The following is a 24,464-nucleotide window of genomic DNA, read 5'->3' as shown; positions in this document are numbered from 1 at the left end:
GCTTTTAGCCCCTTTTTTTTATTTAGCCTGTATAATTAGCGGTGTTTATTTTTAAATGCTGTCTTAGTGTCCAAAGGGGATGAGCGTGACACAATTGAAGTTTTTGCTGTTTACTGTGGTCTTGTTACTGAGTGCCTGTTCAAAACAGCCCACGGTAAAAGTTGAGCATATTTTAGGTCAGACAATGGGAACGACCTATAATGTGAAGTTTCCTGAAGTACCCGGCGTAGATGAAGCGGTCATCAAAGCGGCAATCGATAAACGCCTGGTGCAGGTGAACAAGTTAATGTCGACTTATGACCCGACCTCAGAACTTTCCCGTTTCAATCAGTACCGTTTTGAACAATCCTTTGCGTTATCTGACGAAACACTATTGGTAGTGAATGAAGCGATTCGTTTAGGCGAGCTAAGCCATGGCGTACTGGATGTTACTGTTGGCCCGTTAGTGAACTTGTGGGGCTTTGGCCCGACAATGCGCCCGGAGACGATACCCACCACCGAACAGGTGGAAGAAGTACGTGAGTATGTCGGTCTGGATAAGCTGGAGGTGGTTGGAAAATCACTGGTTAAGCACCATCCTCAGTTATATGTGGATTTATCTACCATCGCCAAAGGTTATGGTGTGGACGTGGTGGCTGATCTGCTGGAAGAAAACGGTATCAGTAACTACCTGGTGGAAATTGGTGGTGAGATGCGCGTGAAAGGCGAGAAGGGCGACGGTTCTCCCTGGCTGATAGCCATTGAAAAGCCGGTGTCTAATCAACGTGCGGTGCAAAAAGTGGTGTCTATTGGTGATAATGCCATCGCAACCTCAGGTGACTACCGTAATTATTATGAACAGGACGGCGTACGCTATTCGCATCTTATCGACCCGCGTACCGGTAAGCCTATTCAGCACAGCACGGTTTCCGTTACTGTGGTGGATCCGTCATCAATGACCGCCGATGGTCTGGCGACTGCCTTTAACGTAATGGGCTGGGATGACGCCATTGCGGTGGCCGAAGCCAACGATATCGCCGTCTTTATTATTCGCCGTGGCGAGAAGGACTTTGAAGAATATGCCAGCCCGGCATTCGAGAAACTGGTAACAGTTTATTAATGCGCTAAGCGCAGAGGTTTAATTAACAATGAGTACTTTTATTTTAGCCTTCGTGTTTTTTCTGGTAATGGTTGCAGCAATGGCTATTGGCTACATTTTGCAGAAGAAAAGCATCTCGGGAAGCTGCGGAGGCCTTGGCGCGCTGGGCATAGAAAAAGCCTGCGATTGCCCGGAGCCCTGTGACCGCAAAAAAGCGCGCATGGAGAAAGAAGCCGCGCGTCAGGAAAAGCTTAAAGAGTGGGACAAAGACCGGATTATCTGATTAGTGTTAAATGCTAAAATCCAAACATTAAAAAAGCCCCGTCAGTATCGCTGCACGGGGCTTTTTAATTATGAAGTCAGCTTTATCTGAAGCTACTCAGGATTGCTGGCAGGCCTGGTAACAGGCCAACCAGCGCCATAACGGTAGTAAGTACGGCAAACATGATGCCAGGCACTATCCAGCGGCTCATGCTCGTCAGCTCGGCGCTGCGTTCCTTACAGCCAATGAGGCCCAGGTTATCCAGTAACATAGTGAGTGACCAGCCAAACGCAGGATTAACCAGTGCCGATGAAAACACCACGATAGCCGCTGACTGGGTGGTTTTGCCCTCGCGGGTCATTTCCATACCCGCTTCCAGTAACGGAATAAATACGCCCACAATCAATGCGACACAAAGTACCGGTTGCCAGATGGCCAAATCCATCGGGTAACCCCAAATTGCCGCAATTACGCAGAACAGGGCAGTCAGTAACGCCCCGGCAGGAATAGGGCGTTTGGCAATGGCGGCAGGCACAATGTAAGTACCCCATGAAGAGGTAAAGTTAGCGCCGCCCATCACCGAGCCTACCATTTGGCGGGCCGAAGCACTGACCATGGTATCGTCGATATTCATTTGCACTTTTTCGGTTTTAGGTGGATAGCTGATTTTTTGGAAAACCTGATGACCCAGAAAATCGGGTGACCACATTGCTACTGCCAGAACGGCAAAGGGCAGTACCACCACAAAGCTTTCAAAGGTAGGTAAACCTAACATCCAGCCGGTGCTTTCACCCCACCAGTAGGATGGACTCATATGAGGAAATCCCGGGGCCGTGTTGAATTCAAACGGTGCGCCCAGCGCAAACGCCAGACCGCCGCCCAACAGACAGCTTAAAGGTACGGCCAGCCAGCGCTTTTTCCAGTGCTCAAGCAGAGCATACAACACGATCGTACAGGAAATAATAATAAACGCGATATGCGCCATCTCAATGCCTTCAGCCCAGGCAAACAGCTTTTTAACCTGGGAAGTGGTGCCTATAAAGCCTAAGTAAAGTAATAAGCCGCCGCACACGCCTTTACTGGTTAGTCTGGCCAGCAGACTCCCTCCTTTACTGATAGCCAGCAAAAATCCGAAGACACCGATTAACAGGCCAAAAGCCATAGGGTGTCCGCCTGCGGCTACCACGATTGGAATTAACGGAATCAACGGGCCGTGGGTACCGGGCAGGTTGGCTGTGGGTAAAATAAAACCAGAAAACAGAGCAATAAAAATAGCTACTAACAGCAGTTCATAACGCACGTTTTCTAAAATAAAGCCATCGCCCAGCCCTAAGGGGCCAGCAAAGGTTGCCGCAATAGCACCCACCATAACAATTTTACCGATGGTACCTGCCATAGCCGGGATTGTATCTTCCCATTCAAAACGGTAATCACGGAACGGTAGGTTGGCGCGCCAGCGCTTGGGTGACATGATTTGCAATTCATGTTCAAGGTACTCATCGCGGCTGTCAAAAGCCGAGCTGGGTTTGTGTTGTCTAGCGTAATCAGAATGCTGAGGATCGTCTACGGACGGGGCAATGCCGGGATGATCTGCCTTATCGTCCATCGTTGTGCTGGTACTCATAGGTACTGACTCCAAACAAATGTTTATTCCATCGGGTGAGATATTCATCCTAAATCAAAAGAAACGCCCCATGTGTTAACTCGGTGTGTATTTCTTTTCAAAATAATTACATTTGGGTGGTTTGTTTTTACACATAAAATCATATGATTAACGTAAATTAACAAGTATTCTGCGACTTATGGACTGGTACGTCAGTCTGATATTTTTGTCAGGCACGTTTTTGCTGTTTACATGTAATTAACAAGCGCATATGCGCTATTAGTCGTAGACAACAGTTATTCTGGATATCAGGTGCAAGCAGAATACTGGAAGGCTGTTTAAATATACAGTAATATGGCGCGATAAGGGGTAAAACAACATCTGGTGTATCGGTAACAGAGCTTAACGAAGTGGCGAATCAACGAAAAATAATACATGTGGATATGGATTGCTTTTACGCCGCGGTCGAAATGCGTGACAACCCCACCCTGCGTAATATTCCCATTGCCATCGGCGGCAGCAGCGACAGGAGGGGGGTCATCGCCACCTGTAACTACCCCGCCAGAAAGTTTGGTGTGCGCTCTGCTATGGCCTCAGCTTATGCGTTAAAGCTTTGCCCTAACCTCAAGCTGATAAAAGGCCGGATGTCGGTATATCAGGAAGAATCGCAAAAAATCCGCGCCATCTTTGCTGATTACACCGACCTGATTGAGCCGCTATCCCTCGACGAAGCCTATCTGGATGTAACCGGCACGTCGTTGTTTCAGGGCAGTGCTACCCGTATAGCCGAAGAAATTCGCTATCGAATTGCTAACGAACTCAACCTGACAGCATCAGCAGGCGTTGCGCCCTGTAAGTTTGTTGCCAAGGTGGCCAGTGACGAAAACAAACCAGACGGCCTGTGCGTGATAACCCCGGATAAGCTGGATGACTTTGTAAAAGCCATGCCGCTAAAAAAAATTCCCGGGGTGGGCGAAGTTACCGTGCAAAAACTCGGTCACCTTGGGTTACATACCTGTGCCGATGTGCGTGCCTACCCCATGACTGAAATACAAAAACGTTTCGGTAAGTTTGGGCAGGTAATTTGGGACCGTGCCCATGGTATAGATGAACGACCGGTGCAAACCAACCGGATACGTAAGTCGGTGGGCGTTGAACGCACGCTCAGTGAAGACATACACACGATAGAAGACTGTGATGGGGTTATCGATAAACTGTATACTACGCTGCAGGAAAGACTGGTGGCCCATCAGCAAAAGCATAATGGTGGCCGCCCACCCAACATCCGCACACTGGGGGTAAAGTTAAAGTTCAGTGACTTTCAGCTGACCTCCGCAGAACACCGTTACCCTAGTGTTCATCGCAGTGCATTTAAACCCTTGTTGCAGGAAGCTTATCAACGTGCCAATGGCCGCGGGATCCGTTTAGTGGGGTTGCAGGTTGGCCTGGCAGAAAAAGACGAGAACAAGCAGTTAGAACTGCCTTTTGAGGCATAAGTGCGGTTATTCGCTGGCAACTGGCCAGCAATGGTCTACGCTTAAATGTTGACTGCGCATTAGTTAAAGGAAGTTAAAAATGATTAGTCCGGGAATTTATCAACACTATAAAGGCAATAATTACGAAGTGATTGGCGTTGCCACTCATTCAGAAGATGAAACCAAACTGGTAGTGTACCGCCCACTTTATGGCGAAGGCGCGCTGTGGGTTCGGCCTCTTTCTATGTTTACCGAAGAAGTTAAAGTTAATGGCCGCAGCGTAGCCCGGTTTCAGTTTCTCGGTGAAAAAGCCCTCGAAGACAGCCTCTAATCTATCTGCACAATTGAACCTAATTGTCCCGAACCGCTTATAAAGGGCAAAATACGTTAACGTGCAGTTTGCCGTTATTACGAAAACGCTATAACGACAGGTAGTTAAAATGAAATCATTGTTCAGTTGTGCTGTGAGCGCCACCATTATGTTGTGGGCTACACAAAGTGTTGCCCAGGACCAGTTTGCTGAAGTCAAAATTAACGTTACCCCGCTTAACGGCAGCGCATTTATGCTGCAAGGCGCTGGCGGTAACATTGGCGTTTCTGCCGGCGATGACGGCGTGCTGATCATAGATGACCAGTTCGCCCCGTTGGCTCCTAAAATCAGTGCCGCTCTGGGCAAGCTGGCTACAGAAACGCCCAGCTATGTGATTAACACCCATTACCACGGTGACCACACCGGCAGTAACGCGTTTTTTCATGATACCAAAGGCGCAACGATTTTTGCCCACGAGAACGTGCGAATCCGATTAGCTAACGATGACTCTATCGATAAAGCGGCGTTACCGGTAGTCACCTTTGAAGACGGCATTAAAATTCACTTTAACGGTGAAACTCTTAAGGTTTTTCATTTAGCCAATGGCCACACCGATGGCGACAGCGTAGTGTGGTTTGAGCAAGCTAATGTGCTGCACACCGGTGACTTATTCTTTAACGAACGCTTCCCGTATATTGATTTAGGTGCAGGAGGCACAGTCGATGGTTACATCAAAGCAGTAGAAACCCTGCTAACCAAAATCGATGATAAAACCAAAATCATTCCCGGCCACGGCCCGCTGGCCAATAAAGCCGACTATGAAAATTTTCTGGCGATGATTAAAGCAACCAAAACCTGGGTAGGGAAACAAAAAGCGGCAGCGTTAACGGTAGAACAAGCCATTGAAAAAGGACTACCTGAGCAATATGCAAAATGGAACTGGAACTTTATTACCGAAGAGAAGTGGATTAAAACACTCTACCAGTAAAGGGATGTTGAGAGTTCAGCGAGCGTTTGGCTGCTCGCTGAACCCATAGCGGTAATTAGCTATAAAAGCAAAGGTAAGCAGTAGTAGTGCTTACTTTCACGTCAAAAGACTGATTAGCCGCAACGTTAAATTCGCTACCGGTTTTAAACGAAATAAACTCTTCTGCTCCAGGCAGTTTAACCACTAACTCGCCTTCAACCACTTTCATCAGTTCATCCTTGCTGGTTGAAAATACATATTCACCCGGCAGCATAACCCCTGAAGTACATGGGCCGTTGGCCGATTCAAAGGCGATGGACTTTACTTTATCGTCGAAGTAGCTGTTTACACTTAAAGACATGTTGATTCCTGTTAGCTAAAAAACGAGCAGTATTATACATTAAATCAAACCGGCAACCCGATATTTCCGGTCAGATGAGAACGAGTGAAACAGGGAGCTGGCTTTGGCGACTGCTCAAAAACGTAAATACCTTAAGATGACCCTGGCTACGGCATGGATATGTGTGCTGACGATGTTACTACTGAGCTGGCAGGTTATAGCGGGATTTGTTAGCGGCCATTACACAACGGGTGAGGTTGTAGATAAACAGGTTTATATCGAACATATCCGGGGAGTGGGTGCACCCAGAGAGTCGGAACTGCATGAAGTATCGGTGCAGTATCAGGTGAACGGTCAGGTTTATCAGGTATTGGCTAATGCCCATGTGTATTCCGGCTTAGGCCTGATCGAACAAGGAAGTGAACTAACAGTAGTCTATGCTGCAGATAACCCGGCGCAGGCTCAGGTATTAAGCTATGCCTTGTACAGCCCGATGGTGAGTATTTTAGGTTATGTGGCGTTTATCAGTTTTTTAGTGGGTATTCCGCGCTGGTGGTTGTGGCGCAATAAGCCGGTAGCGCCTGAATAAAAGCATGTGCAATTCATCAATCGCGAGAAAAGCTCCGCGATTGATGAATTGCGAGCAGGCCCTGCTAGGGTGTATCTACTTTCGTTTTGCCTGCGCTTTGTCGTACTCAGCCAGCCCGCGTTGCCACACAACCGGCAGCTCAGCCTGTGCAGTTAACGCATCTAAGAAGGCTACAAGGTGCGGGAACAAAGCGTTAGCGAATTCTTCGCTGGACTCTTTCGGTAGCAAGGTGGGCAGGTGATCGATGGCCTGTAAATGCACCGGCAGCTCACTGTCACTTTCGATATCGATGAAAGGCGCCGCTAACTTGGTGATGTGGTCATATACTGGGATGGGGTTGAAGGGGCTGTTAGGATCGCAGCTCACATCCGAGATAATCGACAGTTGCTGGTTTTGTTTTAACGACTCACGGGTAATCATCGGTGAGTTCTCGCCCTGTAACAGCACGCAGTTTACAAAGATATCGCACTGCAGTATTTCGGCAATTGGCTTTTGTGCCGCGTCGTATTCGGCTTTGTCCCATTTCAGGGTAGGGATGGCTAATGCCGAGAACAAATCACTGGCACCCGTCCCACAGCGACCTAACGCACCCATTACCATGGCTTCAGGGGTTGGCAGATCGGTTAATCTGGCCTTAAGCGTATCGATGAGCTCCTGTTTGGACGCAAAGATAATGGCTGGCGGAAACGGTGTACTCTGTTGCTTATAGTGAGCATAACCCAGTACACCCATTGCTGCGCCAATAAAACCGGCCCAGTAACCAAACGCCGCAATACGGCGGTTATCCGGTGTGGTCAGAAACTCCAGGTCGAAAATTTTCCCCTGGCCTTGGTCAAACCGCTGCAAAATAGACTCTGCTTCTTCCTGCTGCTTATACGCATGAGCAAAATAAATATGCGTATGCGTTAGCGGCTGGGTGTTTTCAGGCAATTCTTTTAAGCCCAGAATAATGGCGTGCTCAGGGGCCTGATAGAAGGATTCAGTAGTAATTGAAGCGCCCGCATCGGCATACTCCTGATCGGCAAATACGCGGTTCCCGCACGCTTCTACTATAACGTCGTAACCGTTCTCAACCAGCGTTTTACAATGGCCAGGTGTCAGCGCAACCCGCTTTTCACCCGCTTTGATTTCTTTACGTAACCACAATATCGGACGCATTTTTAACCTTATAAAATTGATGAAGCCCGCCCAGAATGAGGGCGAGTAAAATAACAGAACAAGTGAGCACCCACCAGGCTGACATACCTGACGAGGCTAAGATAAAGCCAGTAAAGGTAACGCCACCAACAATGAGGGCGTAAGGTAACTGAGTTTCTACATGAGAAATATGATCAACACCGGAAGCCCCTGACGAAAGCACTGTGGTATCAGAGATGGGAGAGCAGTGATCGCCAAGCAACGCGCCACTAATAGCCGCGCCAATACACACAAAGACCGGTGCATCGATTTGCAGGGCCAGTGGCACCACAATGGGTATAAACAGGGTAAAGGTAGACCAGGATGACCCGGTAGCAAAAGAGAGCACCGCACCGAGCAGAAAGATGATGCTGGCCACCAGGTACACTGCAAACTGCCCTGACAACAGATTCGCTAACACGATTTTCGTTTCCAGCGCTTTCATCTGAGTGCCAAGGGTCCAGGCCAGAATCAGCATGGTTAAAATAGGTAATATACGCCCCATGCCAGCAAAAAACTGTTTTACGCTGCTGTTCACATCGCTGATTTGATAGCGCGCCATTAATCCGATGGTGACCAAAATGGCAAAGGTATAGGAAATCGCGAGGGCAATGCGGATATCCGGCCCGCCTAACTTGCCTTTAGTCATAACAAAGTAGCCGAAGAAAAAGGCTAAAGATAGGAATAAGGTGCCCAGAGACTTGATCACCAGCGCCGCACCGTGCCGTTGGGTTTGCGGTGATAGCTCAACGGCGTTAATCGCGAAGTCACCGTAATCGATAGTGTCGTTACTGCAAAGCTGCTGGGTTTTGCGCATTTTGCCAATGTTGCTGGAAAGCACAATCACCAGGACCACGCCGATAAGCGTAAGGATGGAATAAAGCTGATAGGGCAATACCTGAAAATAGGCCCCGAGACTGTCGATTTCGCAACCCTCACTATTGCTTAATGTCATGCCGTGGGCCGCTAACTGCTGGCAGGATAACTCGGCATTGTTAAATCCTTCCACAATACTGGCCTGAATGGTGACGCCCCAGGAAATGATTGGAATAAGCGAGCAAACCGGCGAAGACGTAGAGTCGATGATATACGCGAGTTTCTGACGGCAAATTTTGAATTTGTCGTACAGCGGCCGAAACACGGGCCCGAGAATGAGCGAGTTGCCCGAATCAGTAAAGAATATCGCGATGCCTGAGCAAAAGGTGGTTAACTGCAAACCTTTGGCACTTTTTACCTTATTGCGGATCCAACTGGAAAACGCCAGCATGGCATTGGATGAATCGAGTAAAAACACAAACCCGGCAATAATGGTGATAACGATCAGCGTTTGTGAGTTTGAACCGGTGAGTTGTTTGAATATACCCTCGCCAAACAGCGAAATAAGTGATTCGACCGGATGAAAGTTATTCAGTAGCAGCGCGCCCGAAAAGGTAGCTAACAACAAAGATAAAATAACGCGACGTGTCGTAAACGCACAAATGATAGCAATAAGCGGTGGAACGACTGCGGCGAAGTCCTGCATCAAATCGAGACCTTATGGGAAAATTGTCCAAGCTAGCATATTACTGTTGCGGAGGAAATGGCCCCGGACTTGTGTGGTTAAGCGGTGTGCAATTCACACTGGGACCGCGGATTAGGTTAAAAGTCGGGGCGGCTGTAATCACCACCCAATCCGCGTTTAAGGCTGTTCTACTGTAGTATTAGCGTCAAACACTTTCTCACCAGCCAGCCAGGTTTGGATAACCTTGGTTTTCCAGATGTCCTGGGCAGGGATGCTAAATATATCCTGATCGACCAGAATAAAGTCGGCCCATTTGCCGGGCGTTAGCGTACCCAGTGAGTCTTCCATGTGTGCGGCGTAGGCAGCGTCCAGGGTAAAGCCTTTAAAGGCTTGTTCAATAGTAAGCGCCTGCTCCGGGTACCAGCCGTCTACCGGCTGATTATTTCTGTCCTGACGAGTCACTGCGGCGTGCAGGCCATAAAACGGATTAGCCAGCTCTACCGGAAAATCTGAGCCAAGTGGCAATGGAATGCCGCTGTCGATGAGCGTTTTCCAGGCATAAGCGCCTTCCATTCGGGCTTTACCTAAACGGTCCTCGGCCATATTTTTATCGCTGGTTGCGTGGGTCGGCTGCATGGATGGCAGCACTTTTAACTCAGCAAATCGCGGTAAATCTTCTACCGCAATCACCTGAGCGTGCTCTACCCGGTTACGCAAATCCTGGCCACCGATACTGTTAAAGGTACGCTCAAATTCGTCCAGTACCATCTGGTTGGCGCGGTCACCAATGGCGTGAAAGTTAAGTTGGAAACCCGCCCCTAAGACTTGCTGAAAGATTTTCGGGAAGTCTTCCGGTTGGGTAAGCAGTAAACCATGTTGGTGAGGGGCATCGCTGTAAGGCTTAATTAGCGCTGCGCCGCGGCTGCCTAAAGCACCATCGCCATAAGCTTTTACGCTGCGAATAAATAAAAAGTCATCGGCGCTGCGAATAATGCCCGTGTCCAGCATATCTGCCAGAGTTGGATCGGTGGCGCTTAACATGGCATAAATGCGTACCGGGAGTTTTTGCTCAGCCGCGCGGGCCAGGTAAAAGTCGTACACGTGGTGGCCAACGCCTGCATCGTGCATGGCAGTGATGCCTAATGACAGCAGATGTTCCCCGGCGGCATCAAGCTGGGCCTGATAGAGCTTACTGCTCTCTTTAGGCATTACTTCTGCGACCAAATCCATGGCATTATCAATTAGCACGCCGGTGGCCTGACCGTTTTCATCGCGCAAAATCTGACCGCCTACGGGATCCGGTGTTTGGTTAGTAATGCCGGCCAGTTCAAGGGCTTTGGTATTTACCCAGGCTGCATGGCCATCGACCCGGCTGAGCCATACTGGTTTATTGCTGATGACTTCATCGAGCACTGCGGCATTAGGAAACGAGCGGTCACTCCAGAGCTCCTGGTTCCAGCCGCGACCTTTAATCCAGTCCTGATCGCCGTGCCCCATAGCGTATTGAGCAACCCATTGCGCGGCTTCCTGCATGGTTGTGCTTTCGCGTAAATCCACCTCCAGCAAATTACCACCAAGACCAAGTAAATGGCCGTGTGCATCAATTAAACCGGGCAGCAGGATTTTGTCGTGACCATCTACTTTGGTCACGTCACGTGGGACATTTTTAGGATCCAGGCTTACGACCTTGCCGTTATCATCTACCAGCAGGCGTTTAAACTGAATCAGTTTGCCGTCTTCGGTAAGGGTATAGCCCTTAACGTTAGTTACCAGGGTTGCCGCGTTGATGGATAAGCTGACTCCCCAGCCAAAAAGTAATGCGGTGAGCGTAATTAAAGATTTTTTATACATAGCGTTTTTCAATGTGCTGTTAGTCAATAATCGGTGGTTGAAGCAGGTAATCGGTGTCCCAGACCCTGCTCATGTTGGCTTTACTGATATTGCCGCCAGATAAAATTACCATTGCCGTCTGGCCTTTGGGAGAATTTGCAGCCCAGGCTGCAACGGCGGCCATACTCATGGCGCTGGTGGGCTCTACATGCAGTTTCAGCAAATGTTGTAACCATTGCGTCCAGTAAGCGATTTGTTGCTCGTTCACTTCGTAGAAGTCGTCCAGCTGTTGCAGCAGCGGAAAGGTCACATCGCCCACAGCAGGGGTGGCAGCGCCATCGGCCAGTGTATTAACCGGGCCATCCAATGATTCAATAACGCCGGATTGTAAAGAACGGGCGGCGTCATTTGCCAGCAGGGGTTCTGCGCCAATTACTTTTGCATGGGGCGCTAACTGACGAGTGGCGAGTAAAGTACCGCTGAGCAGGCCGCCGCCCCCACAAGGCGCAAAAATAGCGTCTATCTGATCCGCATCCTGAATCGCTTCCAGTGCGGCGGTGCCTTGCCCGGCCACAATTAACGGGTGATTAAAGGGGGGGATCCAAACCACGCCTTCTTGCTGAGCTGCGTGTTCTACTGCCGCATCCGCTTCGGGGCGGGTAGGATACAAACGTAACTCTGCTCCGTAATCCTGGGTAGCCGCGGCTTTTACTTCAGAAATGTTCTCGGTGGAAAATATGGTAACCGGAATACCAGCTTGTGAAGCGGCGTAGGCAACAGCCTGAGCATGGTTACCGGAACTGTTAGCCACAATATGCTGGGGAACAAGCCCTTGCTCCTGCAAGCTGGCAATAAAATTGGTGGCACCACGAATTTTAAACGCCCCGGTTGTTTGTAAACATTCAGCCTTAAACAACACACGTTGACCCAACCATTGATTGAGCCGTGAGGATTCAAATAATGGGGTGCGGGCAACTTTGCCAATTAATCGTAAAGATGCCTGATGGACATCGTTAAACGAGACTTGCTGCGCAGTGCTTTCCATAGAGTATTCCTGAGTGACAGTATGATTCTAGCTTACCATTTTGTGCGCCGAGAAAAATGCTAAATCCTGTTAACAATCAAAATATTCCCACGCTTCGTCGGATAATCACAAATGTTGACTCAATAACCTCAGCTGTGGGTAACTGAAATGCGCTGATTTACCCCCTCAGTGTGCTAAGGTGTTTGTATCAAAACCACAGAGCAGGAGAAATCATGGGATTACTTGATGCATTAATGGGTAACGCCAGCGAAGTCGATGTAGCGGATATTCAGGAAGAACTTGCCCCAATTCTGGGTGATAGTGAAAAGGTAGTAAGTGCTTACAAATTGGTAAGGGACCTGATTGTATTTACCAGCAACCGTTTTATGTTTATTGATAAGCAAGGCATGACCGGACGAAAAGTGGATTACCACTCGGTGCCGTATAAAGCCATTACTCAGTTCAAAGTGGAAACGGCCGGGCATTTTGACCTGGATGCCGAACTTAAAATCTTTATTTCCGGCCAGTCAGAACCATTAGAGTTTGAACTGAAATCAGACACTGCCAAAGGCGTACAAAAATCCCTAGCCAACGCAATGTTTTAAAAAGCCATAGCTTTTTAAAACCCCGGAATAGCAACGCTATATCCGGGGTCGCCCCTTGTGCATAGCTAAAATTGCTAGCTGCGTTTTAGAATCCCGGAGTTGCATTGCAACATCCGGGATCGCCCCTCTTGCGTAGCTAAAATTGCTTGCTACGTTTTAAAACCCCGGAGGCCTGCAAAGAGCCTTAGCTTTTTGACAGTCCCGGAAACCTGCAAAGAGCCTTAGTCTTTTTGCAGTCCCGGAAACGCATCGCGTTATCCGGGAGCCCCCAACAGGTCGGTAATTTGGATATTATCTTTAAGTCTGGGTTCGATTACACATCCGGGAGCCCCTAAACAGGTTGGCGTTTTCCAAATTACCGCTAATTCAAGCACAAGTGTGTTCATCGCCCCTCAACAGGCTGGCGGCTTGGATATTGCCGCTAAGTCTGCCTCTTGCGGTTTACCAATAATCGACCAACCCCCGCATAATTCGCCTGGCTTAACCTGAATTTCACCCTGTTTACAGGTAAGCTACTGATATCTATAACCCGTCTTAATTGGAGACACCGTGAGAATTTTCATTCTACTTATCAGCCTTAGCTTGCTTGGTTGCCAGGCAACGCCTCCGGCAAACAATACGCCGGATAAATCGGCGATTAGCGCTTCGGTAGGTTTGAGGCAGGCCTGGCAGGGCCTTACCCGTGATGTGATTTTCCCGGTTGAATGGCAGCAGGATTCCCATAATTTTATTTACCGAAAAACTGTGGAGGGTGGCTATCAGTTTTTTACAGGCTCGGTGTCTTCCGCCGATGCTGCACTGGCGTTTGATCACGATAACATTGCTACCGGCTTATCCGCTGCCTTGGGCGTTACAGTCAGCGCTATGGGGTTACCGCTGGAGCATGTGCGGATTGATAACGATGAACAGCGTATTTTGTTTAATTACGGTTATGAACCCTGGCAATGCAGTTTAACCACGGCCAGTTGTCAGCAGCAGGATTTTGGCCGCTATCGCCCCCGGGGTTTTGGTGTGGTTCGGGATTTGCGCGTTAATCTGGATGACATGGAAAAGTGGGCTGGAAATAAGGAGTATGTTGCCAAGGTCGAGCAATACAACCTGGTTATCCATAACGCCGCTGGTGAAGAAATTTTTCGTACCAGTGATGGCAGCGTTAGCCAGCAATATGATATCGAGTCAGTCCGCTGGTCGCCGCAAAATGATGCGCTGGTGGTGGTTCGGTTTGTACCGGGTGAAGCGCGTTATGTTACTCGTGTAGAAGCCGCTCCTGATGACCAGCTTTTTCCCAAAGTGGTCAATCAGTTGTACCCGAAGCCGGGTGACAGAGTCGACCAGGACCAACCGGTATTAATTTCTCTGGTGAATAAAACTCAACATGACGTGGCCAGCGAATATATTGGGAACGCCTATACCCTTAACCATATTTACTGGCATAAATCCGGTAACGCTTTTTCTTTTTACTTTATCGAGCGAGGTCATCAAGCTGAACGCATAATCACGGTGGATAAATTAACCGCCAAAGCCAGAGTGGTTATCGAAGAAAAGGCCGACACATTTATCTACTCCTGGCGCGACTTTTACCACGATGTGGGTAATCAGGGTGAAGAGCTGATTTGGCTGTCTGAGCGTGACGGCTGGGCGCATTTATATCGTTACGATGGCCGCACCGGTAAAGTGATAAACCAAATCACATCGGGAGAATGGCCGGTAAGAGAAGTTCTGCACGTGGATGAACAAAACAAGCAGATTTACTTTGCTGCCAGTGGCATGAATAAAGGCGAAGACCCGTATTTTGTGCACTACTACCGAATCAATTTTGATGGCGCTGATTTAACCGCACTAACGCCAGAGCCAGCTAATCATGAAGTGACTTTCTCGGCGGACATGGCGTATTTTGTGGATGTGTATTCACGGGTAGATTTGCCCAATATTGCTGAACTGCGCAGAACCTCCGATGGCCAGTTAATACGTGTACTGGGTAAGGGCAATATTGACGTACTCACCGCTGTCGGGTTTAAACCGCCAACACCTTTTGTGGCCAAAGGCCGGGATGGAAAAAGCGATATTTGGGGGCTGATTGTAAAACCCACCAATTTTGACCCTGCTAAACGTTATCCGGTTATCGAAAACATCTATGCCGGCCCCCACGACAGCTTTGTGCCTAAGTCATTCTGGCCGTTCGGTTATCATTCCGGCGGTGATAAGGTTATTGGTATGCAGGCTCTGGCTAATCTTGGGTTTATTGTGGTGCAAATCGATGGCATGGGTACCGCCAATCGTTCCAAAGCATTTCATGACGTAGCCTGGCAAAACCTGGGCGATTCCGGATTTCCTGATCGTATTAAATGGCACCAGGCCGCAGCCGCCCAGTTTGACTGGTATGATATCGCCGATGGCGTGGGCATATATGGTGCCTCTGCTGGCGGGCAAAGTACCCTTGGGGCTTTGGTTTTCCACCCGGATTTTTACACCGTTGGGGTTGCCTATGCAGGTTGTTACGATAATCGCATGGATAAAATCAGCTGGAACGAGCAGTGGATGGGCTATCCGGTAGGCGAACATTATGTTGCCTCCTCGGCCATGGAGCACGCCGGTAATTTACAGGGGGAACTGCTCATTATTAATGGTGAACAGGACAGCAATGTAGACCCTGCATCGACAATGCAGGTAGTGGATAAACTGGTTAAGGCGGGTAAAGACTTTGATTTACTTGTGATACCCGGCGGTGGCCATTCTGTGGGCCGTTCTACCGGTCCGATTGATTATGTGCAGCGTCGGCAGTTTAGCTTTTTTATCGAAAAACTACAGCGGGCGAAGGTCCCGTCCTGGAACAGAGCTACACACTAAAATGTGAACTGGCGTAGCTAACCCGCTGCGCCAGTCAATGTTGTTAATCTAGTCAGCCACCAACCACAATAGTTCGTCCAGAGAATGCAGCTGCACGCTTGGCAGTACGCTCACCGGTTCGTGGCGCAAGTCCATGGGGCGGTCCGCTGCATACCAGGCGGTTTGCAGACCAGCGTGATGGGCGCCCATTACGTCTTTTTCCAGATTATCACCTACATGCAAAATATCCTGCGGCAGCAGATTTAAGGCCGCTACGGCTTCATCAAACATATGGGGGTGGGGTTTGCTGGGCCGTGTCACACTGGCGTGATACGTATGGGTAAAGTAATCTGCAATGCCGATTTTACTGATATCGACATTGCCGTTGGTAATGGCAACCAGCGGCACCTTCGCAGCCAGTGCTGCCAGCACCTGTTTTACGTCGTCACTTACGCTAAAGTCGCTGCGGGCACTATAAAAATGCTCAAACAGTGACTGGGCCGCATCATGGCGAGCGTTATCGTTAAGTGATTCTTCTGCCAGCCCGGTATAAAGGGTTTCGTAGCGCAGTCTGCCCATGTCCGAGGCTAACCCCGGATTAGCCTTAATGAGCCCTTTTTTAATCGTATTCCAGTGTGCTTCGGGCAACGCTGCGGCTTTGGGGTACAGTTCGGCAATACGGTCGTTAAGCGATTGTGTAGCGCGAGCGATGATTGGCTCGTTATCGTACAGGGTATCGTCTAAATCAAACGTCATTGCTTTTACTGGCATGACCGGGCGGTAACACTGCATGGTTTATTCCTGACTGGCTAAGGGTTAATTTTTCTTCTTACGGGCGCGCGGGTGAGCTGTATCATACACCTTTGCCAAATGTTGAAAATCCAGATGGGTATACACCTGGGTGGTAGACAAATTCGCATGCCCCAATAGTTCCTGCACTGCCCGTAAATCACTGCTGGATTCCAGCACATGAGTGGCAAAAGAATGGCGTAATTTATGCGGGTTAATTCGCTGGTTAAGGGTTTGTCGTTTGGCCATTTCGGTCAGCCGGTTACCCACCTGACGATTGGATATACGTTTTTTCTGGCGACTGATAAACAGTGCCTCATCATTGCCTGCGCCCCAACTCTGGCGTATGGCCAGCCATTTGTTCAGCGCTTGCCAGGCTTTGCGGCCAACAGGTAACAGGCGCTGTTTATTGCCTTTACCCGTGACTCTGAGCTGGTGGTCGTTACTGATGTCGCTCAGGTTTAAGCCGGTCAGCTCGCTCAGGCGCAGCCCACAGCCATACATAAGTTCAAACATGGCCTGATCCCGAATCACGATTTCTTCATCGTCTGATTCATTTAGCAGCGCCGACATATCGTCTACTGACATTTGCTTTGGCAGTGCTTTTTCTGCCTTGGGCGCGGATACGCCTTCCACCGGATCGGTGCTAATAACATTGTTACGCAGCAGAAACTTGCAGAAAGTCCTTAATGCAGACAAACGCAGAGCAGTGCTACGGGCACTCAGACTCTGATAGCGAGCAATAGCCACAGATTTTTTTACCCGGGTTTGGTCCAGCTGCTGCCAGTGTTCCAGCTCAAGGCCCAGAGCGACTTGCTCCAGCTGGCGCTGGTAATTTTTAACAGTGTGTTCCGAAAGACCGCGCTCGTAGCGCAGAAAGTCGGTAAATTTTTGTAGCCAGTGGGCGCAATCGGGCGCTAAAACAGGGGGATCTTGAGTCGCCGCTGAATTCATCAGTAGCGGAGGGTTTCAGGCAATATAACGTTGAGTACTTCACGCAGCTGGTTTAACAGCAGAGTATCCATATCCGGTGTAAAGTGCTCGGCGTTGCGACTGCCCACTGCTAAAACGCCAATGTCACGGTGATCACCGAGCAGAATAAGCGCTGCCGATTCGGCCACATCGTTACCAAACATCAGCTGTTTTTCGTGTTGGCTCAGGCGGCCAAAAAAATACGGGCCTTGTTTAAAGCGTTTTTCTAAAAATAAGCGCTGCTGTAATTCGGGCAGGGCGTTGGGGCCTTTAAAAAGCTTAAGTTCTACAGTTGCCAGACCAAGCTCTTCCTGCAGGGTTTCCTGCAGCTTAAGTAAAATGTCACCTATGCTTTTGCAGGTTAGCAGGGCCAGGTTTAAATCGGCATAGGCGCGGTAGATTTTTTCGTTTTGCTTGGCAATACCAATAAGCTGGTTGAGTTTGTAGTTGAGTAAACGGACTTTTTTGCGTAACTGTTCACTCTGTAGTTCAACCAGCGACACGCTGCCCTTTTGCACGTGGGGAATTTGTAGTGCTTCGAGAATGCTGGGATGTTGAATAAAAAAATCAGGATTTTCGACCAGATACTGACTAACCTGTTCAGCGGTAACTTCGCCGGTTTCAGGAAAATCGGTATCGAACTGTAAAGAGGTATTGGCCTGACCTGATAATTCATTCATATATTTATTGTTCCATCGTATACATGCTCAGCCGGTCCGGTCATTTTTAACGGGCTTCCTGGCCCCTGCCAGCGGATACGTAATCGTCCGCCAGGTAAATCCACCCGGACATCTTTTCCTAATTTACCCTGAATTTGTCCTATTGCAACTGCTGCGCATGCGCCACTGCCACAAGCCAGGGTTTCGCCTGCACCTCTTTCAAACACCCGCAGGCGAATATGCTCTGGTGAAAGCACTTGCATAAAGCCCACATTAACCCCTTCCGGGAAACGCTCGTGGCGTTCCAGTTGAGGGCCGATGGTCTCTACATCGGCGGTGTCGGTGTTGTCTACTTCCAGCACGCAGTGAGGGTTGCCCATAGAAACGGCACCACAGAAGTGGGTGCTGCCGTCGGCCAGAATAAGATAGGTTTTTTCTTCTTTATTGGCCCGTAATGGGATATCGGCCGGATTAAAATTTGGCACACCCATATTTACGGTTACCTGACCGTCTTTTTCCAGGTACAGGATCATTTTGCCAGCTTTGGTGCTAACCAGAATTTTGTTGCGGTTGATTAGCCCTTTTAACTTTACAAAGCGGGCAAAGCAGCGGGCACCGTTGCCGCACTGAGACACCTCAGAGCCGTCGGCATTAAATATACGGTAATGAAAGTCCTGGTCGGGATCATAAGGTGGTTCAACCATTAATAGCTGGTCAAAGCCAATGCCAAAGTTACGGTCGGCCAACTGCTGGATCTTTTCCGGCGAGAAAAAAACATTTTGGGTCACGTTGTCAATCACCATAAAGTCATTGCCAAGACCGTGCATTTTAGAAAAGTTTACCAGCATCCAGAGCCTGTTAATTCTGATGTTGCAGACTAGTTTGACGCCCCCGCCACGGTATCGGCAGGGGAAGTGCAACAGTACTTATAAGAATAGCCTTAGTTTACGTAACTTTATGCTCACCTTTCCAGAGATCTTTTAGATTTTCTCGTTCTCTAACTACGTGAACTTCGTTTTTATCGACCAACAGCTCGGCAGGACGACAACGGGTGTTGTAGTTTGATGCCATAACAAAGCCATAGGCACCGGCACTGCGCACCGCCAGCAGATCACCCGGCGCAATGGCCAGTTCACGGTCTTTACCGATAAAATCGCCGGTTTCACAGATAGGGCCGACCACGTCATACACATGGGGTTTGTGAGTTGGGTTTTCCTCTACCGGGATGATGGCCATCCAGGCAGAATACAGCGATGGGCGAATCAGGTCGTTCATGGCTGCATCAACAATGGCAAAGCTTTTTTCTTCGCCTTCTTTAACAAATTCAACCTTGGTCAGCATGATACCGGCGTTGGCGGCAATGGCGCGACCCGGCTCCATGATCAGGGTTAAGTGCTCGCGGCCCTGCATTTTCTCAGCGATAGCCTTGGCATATTCTTTCGGGTGTGGCGGTGTTTCGTCTTTGTAGGTAACGCCTAAGCCACCACCCACATCAAGGTGGCTGATTTCGATGCCTTTAGTGGCCAGCTCATCAACCAGCTCCAGTAAACGCTCAAGCGCATCCACAAAAGGACCGGTTTCGGTTAGCTGCGAGCCGATATGGCAGTCCATACCGATCACGTTAAGGTTTTCCAGGCTGGCGGCCAGGGTGTAAACCTCAACAGCACGCTCGCGGGCGATTCCGAATTTGTTGGCTTTCAGACCGGTTGAGATATACGGGTGAGTTTTGGCATCCACATCCGGGTTGATACGCAGAGAAATAGGCGCTTTTTTGCCCAGGTTGCCTGCTACTTCGTTAATGCGATGCAGCTCAGGCTCTGACTCTACGTTAAAGCAGTGAATACCCTGTTCCAGAGCGAATTCGATCTCTTCCGGCGTTTTACCCACGCCAGAGAAAACCACCTTGCTCATGTCACCACCGGCTTCAATTACCCGTGCCAGTTCGCCGCCGGAAACAATGTCAAAGCCTGAACCCAGCTTGGCCAGTACGCTCAGTACGCCAATGTTTGAATTGGCTTTTACGGCGTAACAAATCAGGTGCGGATGCTCGCCCAGCGCATCGTTAAAGGCATGCCAGTGGCGTTCAAGGGTTGCACGAGAGTACACATATAATGGGGTGCCGTATTGAGCGGCCAGCGTTTTAACATCAATGTCTTCAGCGTGCAGGGATTGGTTTTTGTAACTGAAGTAGTCCACTAGCGAGATTCTCCGGAAGCGTCAGGAGTCGAGTCGTTAGCAGGTTCATTATCGCTGGCCGGTGGTTGCTCCGGTAAATAAAGGGCGCCGCGGTACCCGCAGGCCGAAATACTCAGTAACAACACCAGCAATAATGCAACACGTTTTGCCACGCACTCACTCCCCAAATAAAAAGTGCCGATATCATCGCAGAGGGAGATTAAAATGCAAGTGACATCAAACGTTCGCGGGTCTTTGGACCAAAATTAACTTGTTTCCACAGGGCTTCGCACAGTGGTTTGGTGTCGTGCCAGTCGCCAGCCACTATCCAGTCAAGCATTGGCGATGGATCATCAGGAAATTGCAGGCCTTCGCTGGCAGGTTCTAACAGCCATTCTTCTACGGTATCAGTATCTAACTGATAGAGTGGCTGGCATAACCCCATAGTGATTAATGTTTTTAAGTTAGACATCTGCTCAAACTGTCCGTGCAGCGGTTTCACTAACAGTTTTTTCTGTAGTTGCAGTGACTCACTGGCCAGTTCAAAACCGCCATTACTAATAACACCACTACAGTGCTGAAGTGCGTGGCGAAATTCAGCCTTGGAAGTGGGGTTCCATTCGATATGGCCTTGCTTGCTGGGCTGTTTTACCTTGGGGTGAAAGCACACAAAGCGCTGTTCAGTAAGCGGTTCAAGCAGCAACTGAATGTCGGCAAGCTCTTCAAAAGGCAGGTACACCAGAGTATGGCTGTTAGCCGGATGGGCTGCAGGTTTGTCGGTGATAAACGGGGGCACAATGGGTTTCTCAAAGTGAAACCAGTGGACACCCAGTTGAATGTCGGTAGGGGCAAAATTGCGCATTACCAGGCGGTCGCTAAGGTGCTCGCCATCACGGGGAATGTCATAACTGAAAGCGGCCTGATGGCTTACCGAAATAGAAGTGACGCCCTGTCGGCGGGCTGCCCAGGCGGTGATTGGCTCAAAATCATTAAGCAGCAGATCATAGCCGGAGACATCCAGTTGGCGGATATCCCGGAGTAACTGAAAAGGCCTGGCATTTTTAACGGTTTCCCACTGGCTGACTTTGCCTTTGCGGGTAATAAAGGTTAAACCCCGGAATGCCCGGTACTGGCCAAAACATTCCATATCAAAGTAGTCACCGGGATCGCGGCCAGAAAAAATAAAATCCACTTCAATGTCATTACGTTTGGCCATTGCCGCAGCCATAATGCGGGCACGGGCAATGTGACCGTTGCCAGTACCTTGTACGCCATACAATATTTTCATGCTAAACCAGAATAGTCAGACTCAGTTGTGCAATGGTGAGACCGAGTAGTGCTCCGGCTAAAACATCTGTGGGGTAGTGCACACCAAGCAAGATTCGGGATAAGCCAATCAGGCTGGCCCAGGTATAGGCAAGCAGTGCAAAAGGTGGGTAGTAAAAAGCAATAATGGTGGCCATTAACCACGCGGCCGCCGTGTGTCCGGAAGGCAGACTGAATTTGTCTGATGGGGTCACGTGAGCAGTCAGGTTAGCCAGAAAATCGCAGGGGCGAGGGCGTTTGAACGCCTTTTTTAATACCACATAAATCGGTAGCTCAAGGCCATAAGCCATCAGCGCCGTGTACAGAAAGATTTCACCGTGCTCGGGTTCGAAAAACATCAGCATCAGACCGATCACAAAATACAGGTAACCATCACCCGTGCGAGACAGCCACACAATGGCACGACAGTCGCGGTGTTTGGTTAAATCGTACAACCAGTGAAAGATTGCAGTATCGTATTTAGTTACGTTTTTCAGACCCATCTCACGAGGCTCCTTTTAATCAACGCTAACAGATTAAAAATTGTTCATGAAACCAAGGTGACAGTTTTACTAAAGGTTTGTGACACTGCAGGGAGCAAATTCAGCCTGGTAGACTGAAATCAAGTTTTTGTCTGTAAAATCATATCAGGCGCTAGGCTTATTGGGCTTTACAGTGCTATGCTAAACGCCGAAAACCTAGCTTACCAACAGGGTATTACCATGGACTATAACACTTCCGAGTTATGTGATTTATTCGCCGATAACGTTGATGTGGTCGATCCCATTTTCACCAGTTATGGTGGTCGTTATTCCTTTGGTGGTGAAATCACCACAGTGAAGTGTTTTGAAGACCGTGAACTCATCGACCGCGTATTAACTGAGCCTGGCGATGGCAAGGTATTGTTAATTGACGGTGGTGGTTCGTTACGCCGGGCACTGCTCGACGCCGAGTCGGCGCAGCTGGCGGTAGAAAACAACTGGGAAGGCGTGGTGTGTTATGGCTGCGTGCGTGAAGTAGACAGCCTGTCTGATTTTGACCTGGGTATTCTGGCGGTAAATTCCATACCGGTAAATGCCGACTCTCAGGGAACGGGTGATATTGACGTGCCGGTTAATTTTGGCGGCGTTACCTTTCTGCCTGAAGACCACCTTTACGCCGACAGTACCGGCGTTATCCTGTCGCCAGAGCCACTGGACATCGATTAGGCGGAAGTACAGCCCTAATTGCTTTCCGTTAAGTGCATAATAGCGTGCTTCACAGTCGCGTGAGGCACCGATGCCGTCCGCGCTACCCCGCCTCAGGCAAAAAACTTCACCTTTAGTATACTATGGGTATCACTACAGATACCTAACCCCCTGTTATATTGCGATAACATACGGTGTCTGGAAAAGATCGCTAAGTTTTACAAGGAGTTGTAATTAAGAACGGAAGTGAATAATGCGCTCCCACCGCCGTGTTGATAGCCAAAATACGAAAATAAAGGTTTACAGTGAGTAAGTTTGAACACCCTGATAACAACTACACCCTGCAGGTTAAACAACTTATCGAGGACGTCTATCCAAAAGACGATCAACAAGCTTCTGTTTACGCTGATGCCAGAAGTTACTTTACTGCAAGCCACGAACAACAAGGAGGTCTTGAAGAGCTAAAACTAAAACTGAGCCGTGCTGAAAGCGACAGAAAGGCACAGGCGAAAGTAGAACAGCTGCGCAAACAGGTAAAAGACCTCGCCATGGAGCGTGAAGAGAGCCGCTATCAGCGTGTTGAACGGTTGCATTCGGTGGCAAGCCGCCTGCTTAGCTTGTGTGAAGGCGAGAGTTTTGACGATACGCAGATGTTGAGTTCTAAATTCCTTGGAACCCTCATGCTGCTTACCCGGGGCCCGGAGCGAAATTTCGCGGTCCTGCATAAACGTTTAAAACCCCTTTATAAAGCCGTTCTGGCCCTGCGGTTGGTGGACAAGCTACACACTATCGACGTGCAGGATAATCGCTATTTAGGCCATGTGAAGGAGTCCGTGCTGCGCTTTCAGAAAGACGAAAAAATGCGCAAAAAGTGGCAGGAAGAAGTCGCAATCCCCATTATTAGTTGCGCGTTGTTACAGGATATAGGCCTGCAGGCGCCAGAAGCACAAAACATTCTGCACGGTGATGATAATAGCCTGGACGAGTTTCGTGTGTTAGACGAGCCAAGTCGTAAACAGTTACTTAAAATCAACTTTACCGAAACCCTCGAATACCTCAAAAATGGCCTGGGAATGCCGCGCTATATTGGTAACGATAAAGCAGAGCGTGACCGCTTTGTGCAGCGTCATACCGCCCTGAATGTGTTTATGCAGACCCTGATGAAAGATAGCTATCTGTCGAAAACCGGGGTGGGGGAGCTGATAAAAATACCGCAAATCTATACTTCGATTGTGTTATCCACCAAGCCGGATTTTTCGAAGAAAAACCTGCCAAAAGGCTATGTGTTTATTGAGCAATTGGCGAAGAAGGGCGCCATTAGCGCCGGGTTAGCCAAGGCCTTCGTGCAGATCGTTGGCTATTTCCCCCTCGGTTTTGGCGTAACCTATATTCCGCGTAGCGAAAAGGGCATTGATCGGGAGCAATATGAATGCGCGATTGTAACGCGTTTAAACCCTGCACATCCTGCCGAACCTGTAGTGCGACCAGTAACCAGAAATCTTGCTTATATTAGTTCAGGCAGCGATGAAGTCGTTAAAAGGTCGAGTAATTTGTATTTTCCTGCCAATCGCAAAAAATTGCTGAATATCGGTCGCGAGCGTCTCATGGAAATTATGAGTCTGCTATCCGCTAGTTTTTCTCCCGAAGCCGTTGATGATCTTATCCCAGCATACTGGGAGCCTGCGGATTACTTTTCTTTTAAAAAGAATCAAAATCTGTGGAACCGGGTTCGCTAGTGGTTTGCACCTCTGCATAAAAAAAGCCGCCAGCATCCAATGCCAGCGGCTTTTA

General features: G+C 49.1%; 24 protein-coding genes. 10 read left to right on the top strand and 14 right to left on the bottom strand.

Going from position 1 to position 24,464, the window contains the following annotated elements; translation table 11 throughout:
- The first annotated feature begins 85 nt into the window (after positions 1-85).
- Positions 86-1,099: an FAD:protein FMN transferase gene (locus BFC17_RS01240; RefSeq protein ID WP_373287219.1), complete on the top strand. Its 1,014-nt coding sequence runs from the start codon at positions 86-88 to the stop codon at positions 1,097-1,099.
- Between the two features lie 28 nt (positions 1,100-1,127).
- A complete protein-coding gene (nqrM, locus tag BFC17_RS01235; protein ID WP_070174643.1) occupies positions 1,128-1,361 on the top strand; it encodes a (Na+)-NQR maturation NqrM in 234 nt (77 codons plus the stop codon).
- A gap of 82 nt (positions 1,362-1,443) precedes the next feature.
- Here nqrM and BFC17_RS01230 read toward each other — a convergent pair whose 3' ends face one another.
- On the bottom strand, positions 1,444-2,946 hold the full coding sequence (locus BFC17_RS01230; protein WP_139141966.1) for a DUF3360 family protein: 1,503 nt from the start codon (positions 2,944-2,946) through the stop codon (positions 1,444-1,446).
- Positions 2,947-3,353: 407 nt separating this feature from the next.
- Between BFC17_RS01230 and dinB the strand changes: the two genes are divergently transcribed.
- The 3 genes from dinB to BFC17_RS01215 all read left to right on the top strand — a co-directional run bounded on the left by dinB (position 3,354) and on the right by BFC17_RS01215 (position 5,716).
- Positions 3,354-4,439: a DNA polymerase IV gene (gene dinB / locus BFC17_RS01225; RefSeq protein WP_268236015.1), complete on the top strand. Its 1,086-nt coding sequence runs from the start codon at positions 3,354-3,356 to the stop codon at positions 4,437-4,439.
- Positions 4,440-4,518: 79 nt separating this feature from the next.
- Entirely contained in the window at positions 4,519-4,749 is a 231-nt protein-coding gene (locus tag BFC17_RS01220; RefSeq protein ID WP_070174640.1) for a DUF1653 domain-containing protein, read from the top strand.
- 109 nt (positions 4,750-4,858) lie between these two features.
- The gene (locus BFC17_RS01215) at positions 4,859-5,716 is read left to right on the top strand and encodes an MBL fold metallo-hydrolase (protein WP_070174639.1); all 858 of its coding nucleotides are present in this window, start codon (positions 4,859-4,861) and stop codon (positions 5,714-5,716) included.
- A gap of 55 nt (positions 5,717-5,771) precedes the next feature.
- On the opposite strand, the gene ppnP is transcribed toward BFC17_RS01215, so the two are convergent.
- The gene (gene ppnP / locus BFC17_RS01210) at positions 5,772-6,056 is read right to left on the bottom strand and encodes a pyrimidine/purine nucleoside phosphorylase (RefSeq protein ID WP_070174638.1); all 285 of its coding nucleotides are present in this window, start codon (positions 6,054-6,056) and stop codon (positions 5,772-5,774) included.
- 103 nt (positions 6,057-6,159) lie between these two features.
- Between ppnP and BFC17_RS01205 the strand changes: the two genes are divergently transcribed.
- A complete protein-coding gene (locus BFC17_RS01205) occupies positions 6,160-6,624 on the top strand; it encodes a DUF3592 domain-containing protein (protein WP_070174637.1) in 465 nt (154 codons plus the stop codon).
- A 75-nt stretch (positions 6,625-6,699) separates the two neighbouring features.
- On the opposite strand, the gene BFC17_RS01200 is transcribed toward BFC17_RS01205, so the two are convergent.
- From BFC17_RS01200 to BFC17_RS01185, 4 genes are all read right to left on the bottom strand, one after another.
- On the bottom strand, positions 6,700-7,782 hold the full coding sequence (locus BFC17_RS01200; protein WP_070174636.1) for a saccharopine dehydrogenase: 1,083 nt from the start codon (positions 7,780-7,782) through the stop codon (positions 6,700-6,702).
- On the bottom strand, positions 7,757-9,322 hold the full coding sequence (locus tag BFC17_RS01195) for a Na+/H+ antiporter NhaC family protein (RefSeq protein ID WP_070174635.1): 1,566 nt from the start codon (positions 9,320-9,322) through the stop codon (positions 7,757-7,759). The genes BFC17_RS01200 and BFC17_RS01195 overlap by 26 nt, the downstream gene beginning before the upstream one ends.
- A 156-nt stretch (positions 9,323-9,478) precedes the next feature.
- Complete coding sequence (locus tag BFC17_RS01190; protein WP_070174634.1) at positions 9,479-11,152, bottom strand: amidohydrolase; 1,674 nt, start codon at positions 11,150-11,152, stop codon at positions 9,479-9,481.
- 19 nt (positions 11,153-11,171) lie between these two features.
- Complete coding sequence (locus tag BFC17_RS01185) at positions 11,172-12,176, bottom strand: serine/threonine dehydratase (RefSeq protein ID WP_070174633.1); 1,005 nt, start codon at positions 12,174-12,176, stop codon at positions 11,172-11,174.
- Positions 12,177-12,388: 212 nt separating this feature from the next.
- On the opposite strand from BFC17_RS01185, the gene BFC17_RS01180 reads away from it, so the two are divergent.
- Together BFC17_RS01180 and BFC17_RS01175 are read left to right on the top strand one after the other, a co-directional pair.
- Positions 12,389-12,760 (top strand): PH domain-containing protein, encoded by a 372-nt coding sequence (locus BFC17_RS01180; RefSeq protein WP_070174632.1) that lies wholly within the window; start codon positions 12,389-12,391, stop codon positions 12,758-12,760.
- 549 nt (positions 12,761-13,309) lie between these two features.
- Positions 13,310-15,607 carry a S9 family peptidase gene (locus BFC17_RS01175; protein WP_217494003.1) on the top strand — a complete coding sequence of 766 codons (2,298 nt, stop codon included), beginning with the start codon at positions 13,310-13,312 and terminating at the stop codon, positions 15,605-15,607.
- Between the two features lie 48 nt (positions 15,608-15,655).
- On the opposite strand, the gene BFC17_RS01170 is transcribed toward BFC17_RS01175, so the two are convergent.
- The 8 genes from BFC17_RS01170 to BFC17_RS01140 form a co-directional block, all read right to left on the bottom strand.
- A complete protein-coding gene (locus BFC17_RS01170) occupies positions 15,656-16,378 on the bottom strand; it encodes an HAD-IA family hydrolase (protein ID WP_070174630.1) in 723 nt (240 codons plus the stop codon).
- Between the two features lie 24 nt (positions 16,379-16,402).
- Positions 16,403-17,329: a tyrosine recombinase XerC gene (gene xerC / locus BFC17_RS01165; RefSeq protein ID WP_070174629.1), complete on the bottom strand. Its 927-nt coding sequence runs from the start codon at positions 17,327-17,329 to the stop codon at positions 16,403-16,405.
- Positions 17,329-18,027, bottom strand: a complete 699-nt coding sequence (locus tag BFC17_RS01160; protein WP_070174628.1) for a DUF484 family protein — start codon at positions 18,025-18,027, stop codon at positions 17,329-17,331. The genes xerC and BFC17_RS01160 overlap by 1 nt, the downstream gene beginning before the upstream one ends.
- Positions 18,024-18,854 (bottom strand): diaminopimelate epimerase, encoded by an 831-nt coding sequence (dapF, locus tag BFC17_RS01155; RefSeq protein ID WP_070174627.1) that lies wholly within the window; start codon positions 18,852-18,854, stop codon positions 18,024-18,026. Before dapF ends, BFC17_RS01160 begins: the two co-directional genes overlap by 4 nt.
- Before the next feature lie 97 nt (positions 18,855-18,951).
- Positions 18,952-20,202: a diaminopimelate decarboxylase gene (gene lysA, locus BFC17_RS01150; RefSeq protein WP_070174626.1), complete on the bottom strand. Its 1,251-nt coding sequence runs from the start codon at positions 20,200-20,202 to the stop codon at positions 18,952-18,954.
- Positions 20,202-20,354 (bottom strand): LPS translocon maturation chaperone LptM, encoded by a 153-nt coding sequence (gene lptM, locus BFC17_RS22380; protein WP_175439509.1) that lies wholly within the window; start codon positions 20,352-20,354, stop codon positions 20,202-20,204. The genes lysA and lptM overlap by 1 nt, the downstream gene beginning before the upstream one ends.
- Before the next feature lie 47 nt (positions 20,355-20,401).
- On the bottom strand, positions 20,402-21,469 hold the full coding sequence (locus BFC17_RS01145) for an MJ1255/VC2487 family glycosyltransferase (RefSeq protein ID WP_070174625.1): 1,068 nt from the start codon (positions 21,467-21,469) through the stop codon (positions 20,402-20,404).
- A 1-nt stretch (position 21,470) separates the two neighbouring features.
- On the bottom strand, positions 21,471-21,989 hold the full coding sequence (locus BFC17_RS01140; RefSeq protein WP_083271514.1) for a phosphatase PAP2 family protein: 519 nt from the start codon (positions 21,987-21,989) through the stop codon (positions 21,471-21,473).
- 219 nt (positions 21,990-22,208) lie between these two features.
- Here BFC17_RS01140 and rraA point away from each other — a divergent pair, with 219 nt between their 5' ends.
- Together rraA and BFC17_RS01130 are read left to right on the top strand one after the other, a co-directional pair.
- Positions 22,209-22,694 (top strand): ribonuclease E activity regulator RraA, encoded by a 486-nt coding sequence (rraA, locus tag BFC17_RS01135; RefSeq protein ID WP_070174705.1) that lies wholly within the window; start codon positions 22,209-22,211, stop codon positions 22,692-22,694.
- A gap of 284 nt (positions 22,695-22,978) precedes the next feature.
- Positions 22,979-24,409, top strand: coding sequence for a hypothetical protein (locus BFC17_RS01130; RefSeq protein WP_070174624.1), 1,431 nt, complete (start codon positions 22,979-22,981; stop codon positions 24,407-24,409).
- The last annotated feature ends 55 nt before the right edge of the window (positions 24,410-24,464 follow it).

Source organism: Marisediminitalea lipolytica, from assembly GCF_001758465.1.
Taxonomy (GTDB): domain Bacteria; phylum Pseudomonadota; class Gammaproteobacteria; order Enterobacterales; family Alteromonadaceae; genus Alteromonas; species Alteromonas lipolytica.
This window is presented reverse-complemented; position numbering and strand designations above follow the sequence as displayed.

Coding starts and splice junctions, on each gene's coding strand:
- nqrM (WP_070174643.1), top strand. CDS start 1,128: ATGAGTACTTTTATTTTAGCCTTCGTGTTTTTTCTGGTAATGGTTGCA.
- BFC17_RS01230 (WP_139141966.1), bottom strand. CDS start 2,946: ATGGACGATAAGGCAGATCATCCCGGCATTGCCCCGTCCGTAGACGAT.
- BFC17_RS01220 (WP_070174640.1), top strand. CDS start 4,519: ATGATTAGTCCGGGAATTTATCAACACTATAAAGGCAATAATTACGAA.
- BFC17_RS01215 (WP_070174639.1), top strand. CDS start 4,859: ATGAAATCATTGTTCAGTTGTGCTGTGAGCGCCACCATTATGTTGTGG.
- ppnP (WP_070174638.1), bottom strand. CDS start 6,056: ATGTCTTTAAGTGTAAACAGCTACTTCGACGATAAAGTAAAGTCCATC.
- BFC17_RS01200 (WP_070174636.1), bottom strand. CDS start 7,782: ATGCGTCCGATATTGTGGTTACGTAAAGAAATCAAAGCGGGTGAAAAG.
- BFC17_RS01195 (WP_070174635.1), bottom strand. CDS start 9,322: ATGCAGGACTTCGCCGCAGTCGTTCCACCGCTTATTGCTATCATTTGT.
- BFC17_RS01190 (WP_070174634.1), bottom strand. CDS start 11,152: ATGTATAAAAAATCTTTAATTACGCTCACCGCATTACTTTTTGGCTGG.
- BFC17_RS01185 (WP_070174633.1), bottom strand. CDS start 12,176: ATGGAAAGCACTGCGCAGCAAGTCTCGTTTAACGATGTCCATCAGGCA.
- BFC17_RS01180 (WP_070174632.1), top strand. CDS start 12,389: ATGGGATTACTTGATGCATTAATGGGTAACGCCAGCGAAGTCGATGTA.
- BFC17_RS01170 (WP_070174630.1), bottom strand. CDS start 16,378: ATGCAGTGTTACCGCCCGGTCATGCCAGTAAAAGCAATGACGTTTGAT.
- xerC (WP_070174629.1), bottom strand. CDS start 17,329: ATGAATTCAGCGGCGACTCAAGATCCCCCTGTTTTAGCGCCCGATTGC.
- BFC17_RS01160 (WP_070174628.1), bottom strand. CDS start 18,027: ATGAATGAATTATCAGGTCAGGCCAATACCTCTTTACAGTTCGATACC.
- dapF (WP_070174627.1), bottom strand. CDS start 18,854: ATGCTGGTAAACTTTTCTAAAATGCACGGTCTTGGCAATGACTTTATG.
- BFC17_RS01145 (WP_070174625.1), bottom strand. CDS start 21,469: ATGAAAATATTGTATGGCGTACAAGGTACTGGCAACGGTCACATTGCC.
- BFC17_RS01140 (WP_083271514.1), bottom strand. CDS start 21,989: ATGGGTCTGAAAAACGTAACTAAATACGATACTGCAATCTTTCACTGG.
- rraA (WP_070174705.1), top strand. CDS start 22,209: ATGGACTATAACACTTCCGAGTTATGTGATTTATTCGCCGATAACGTT.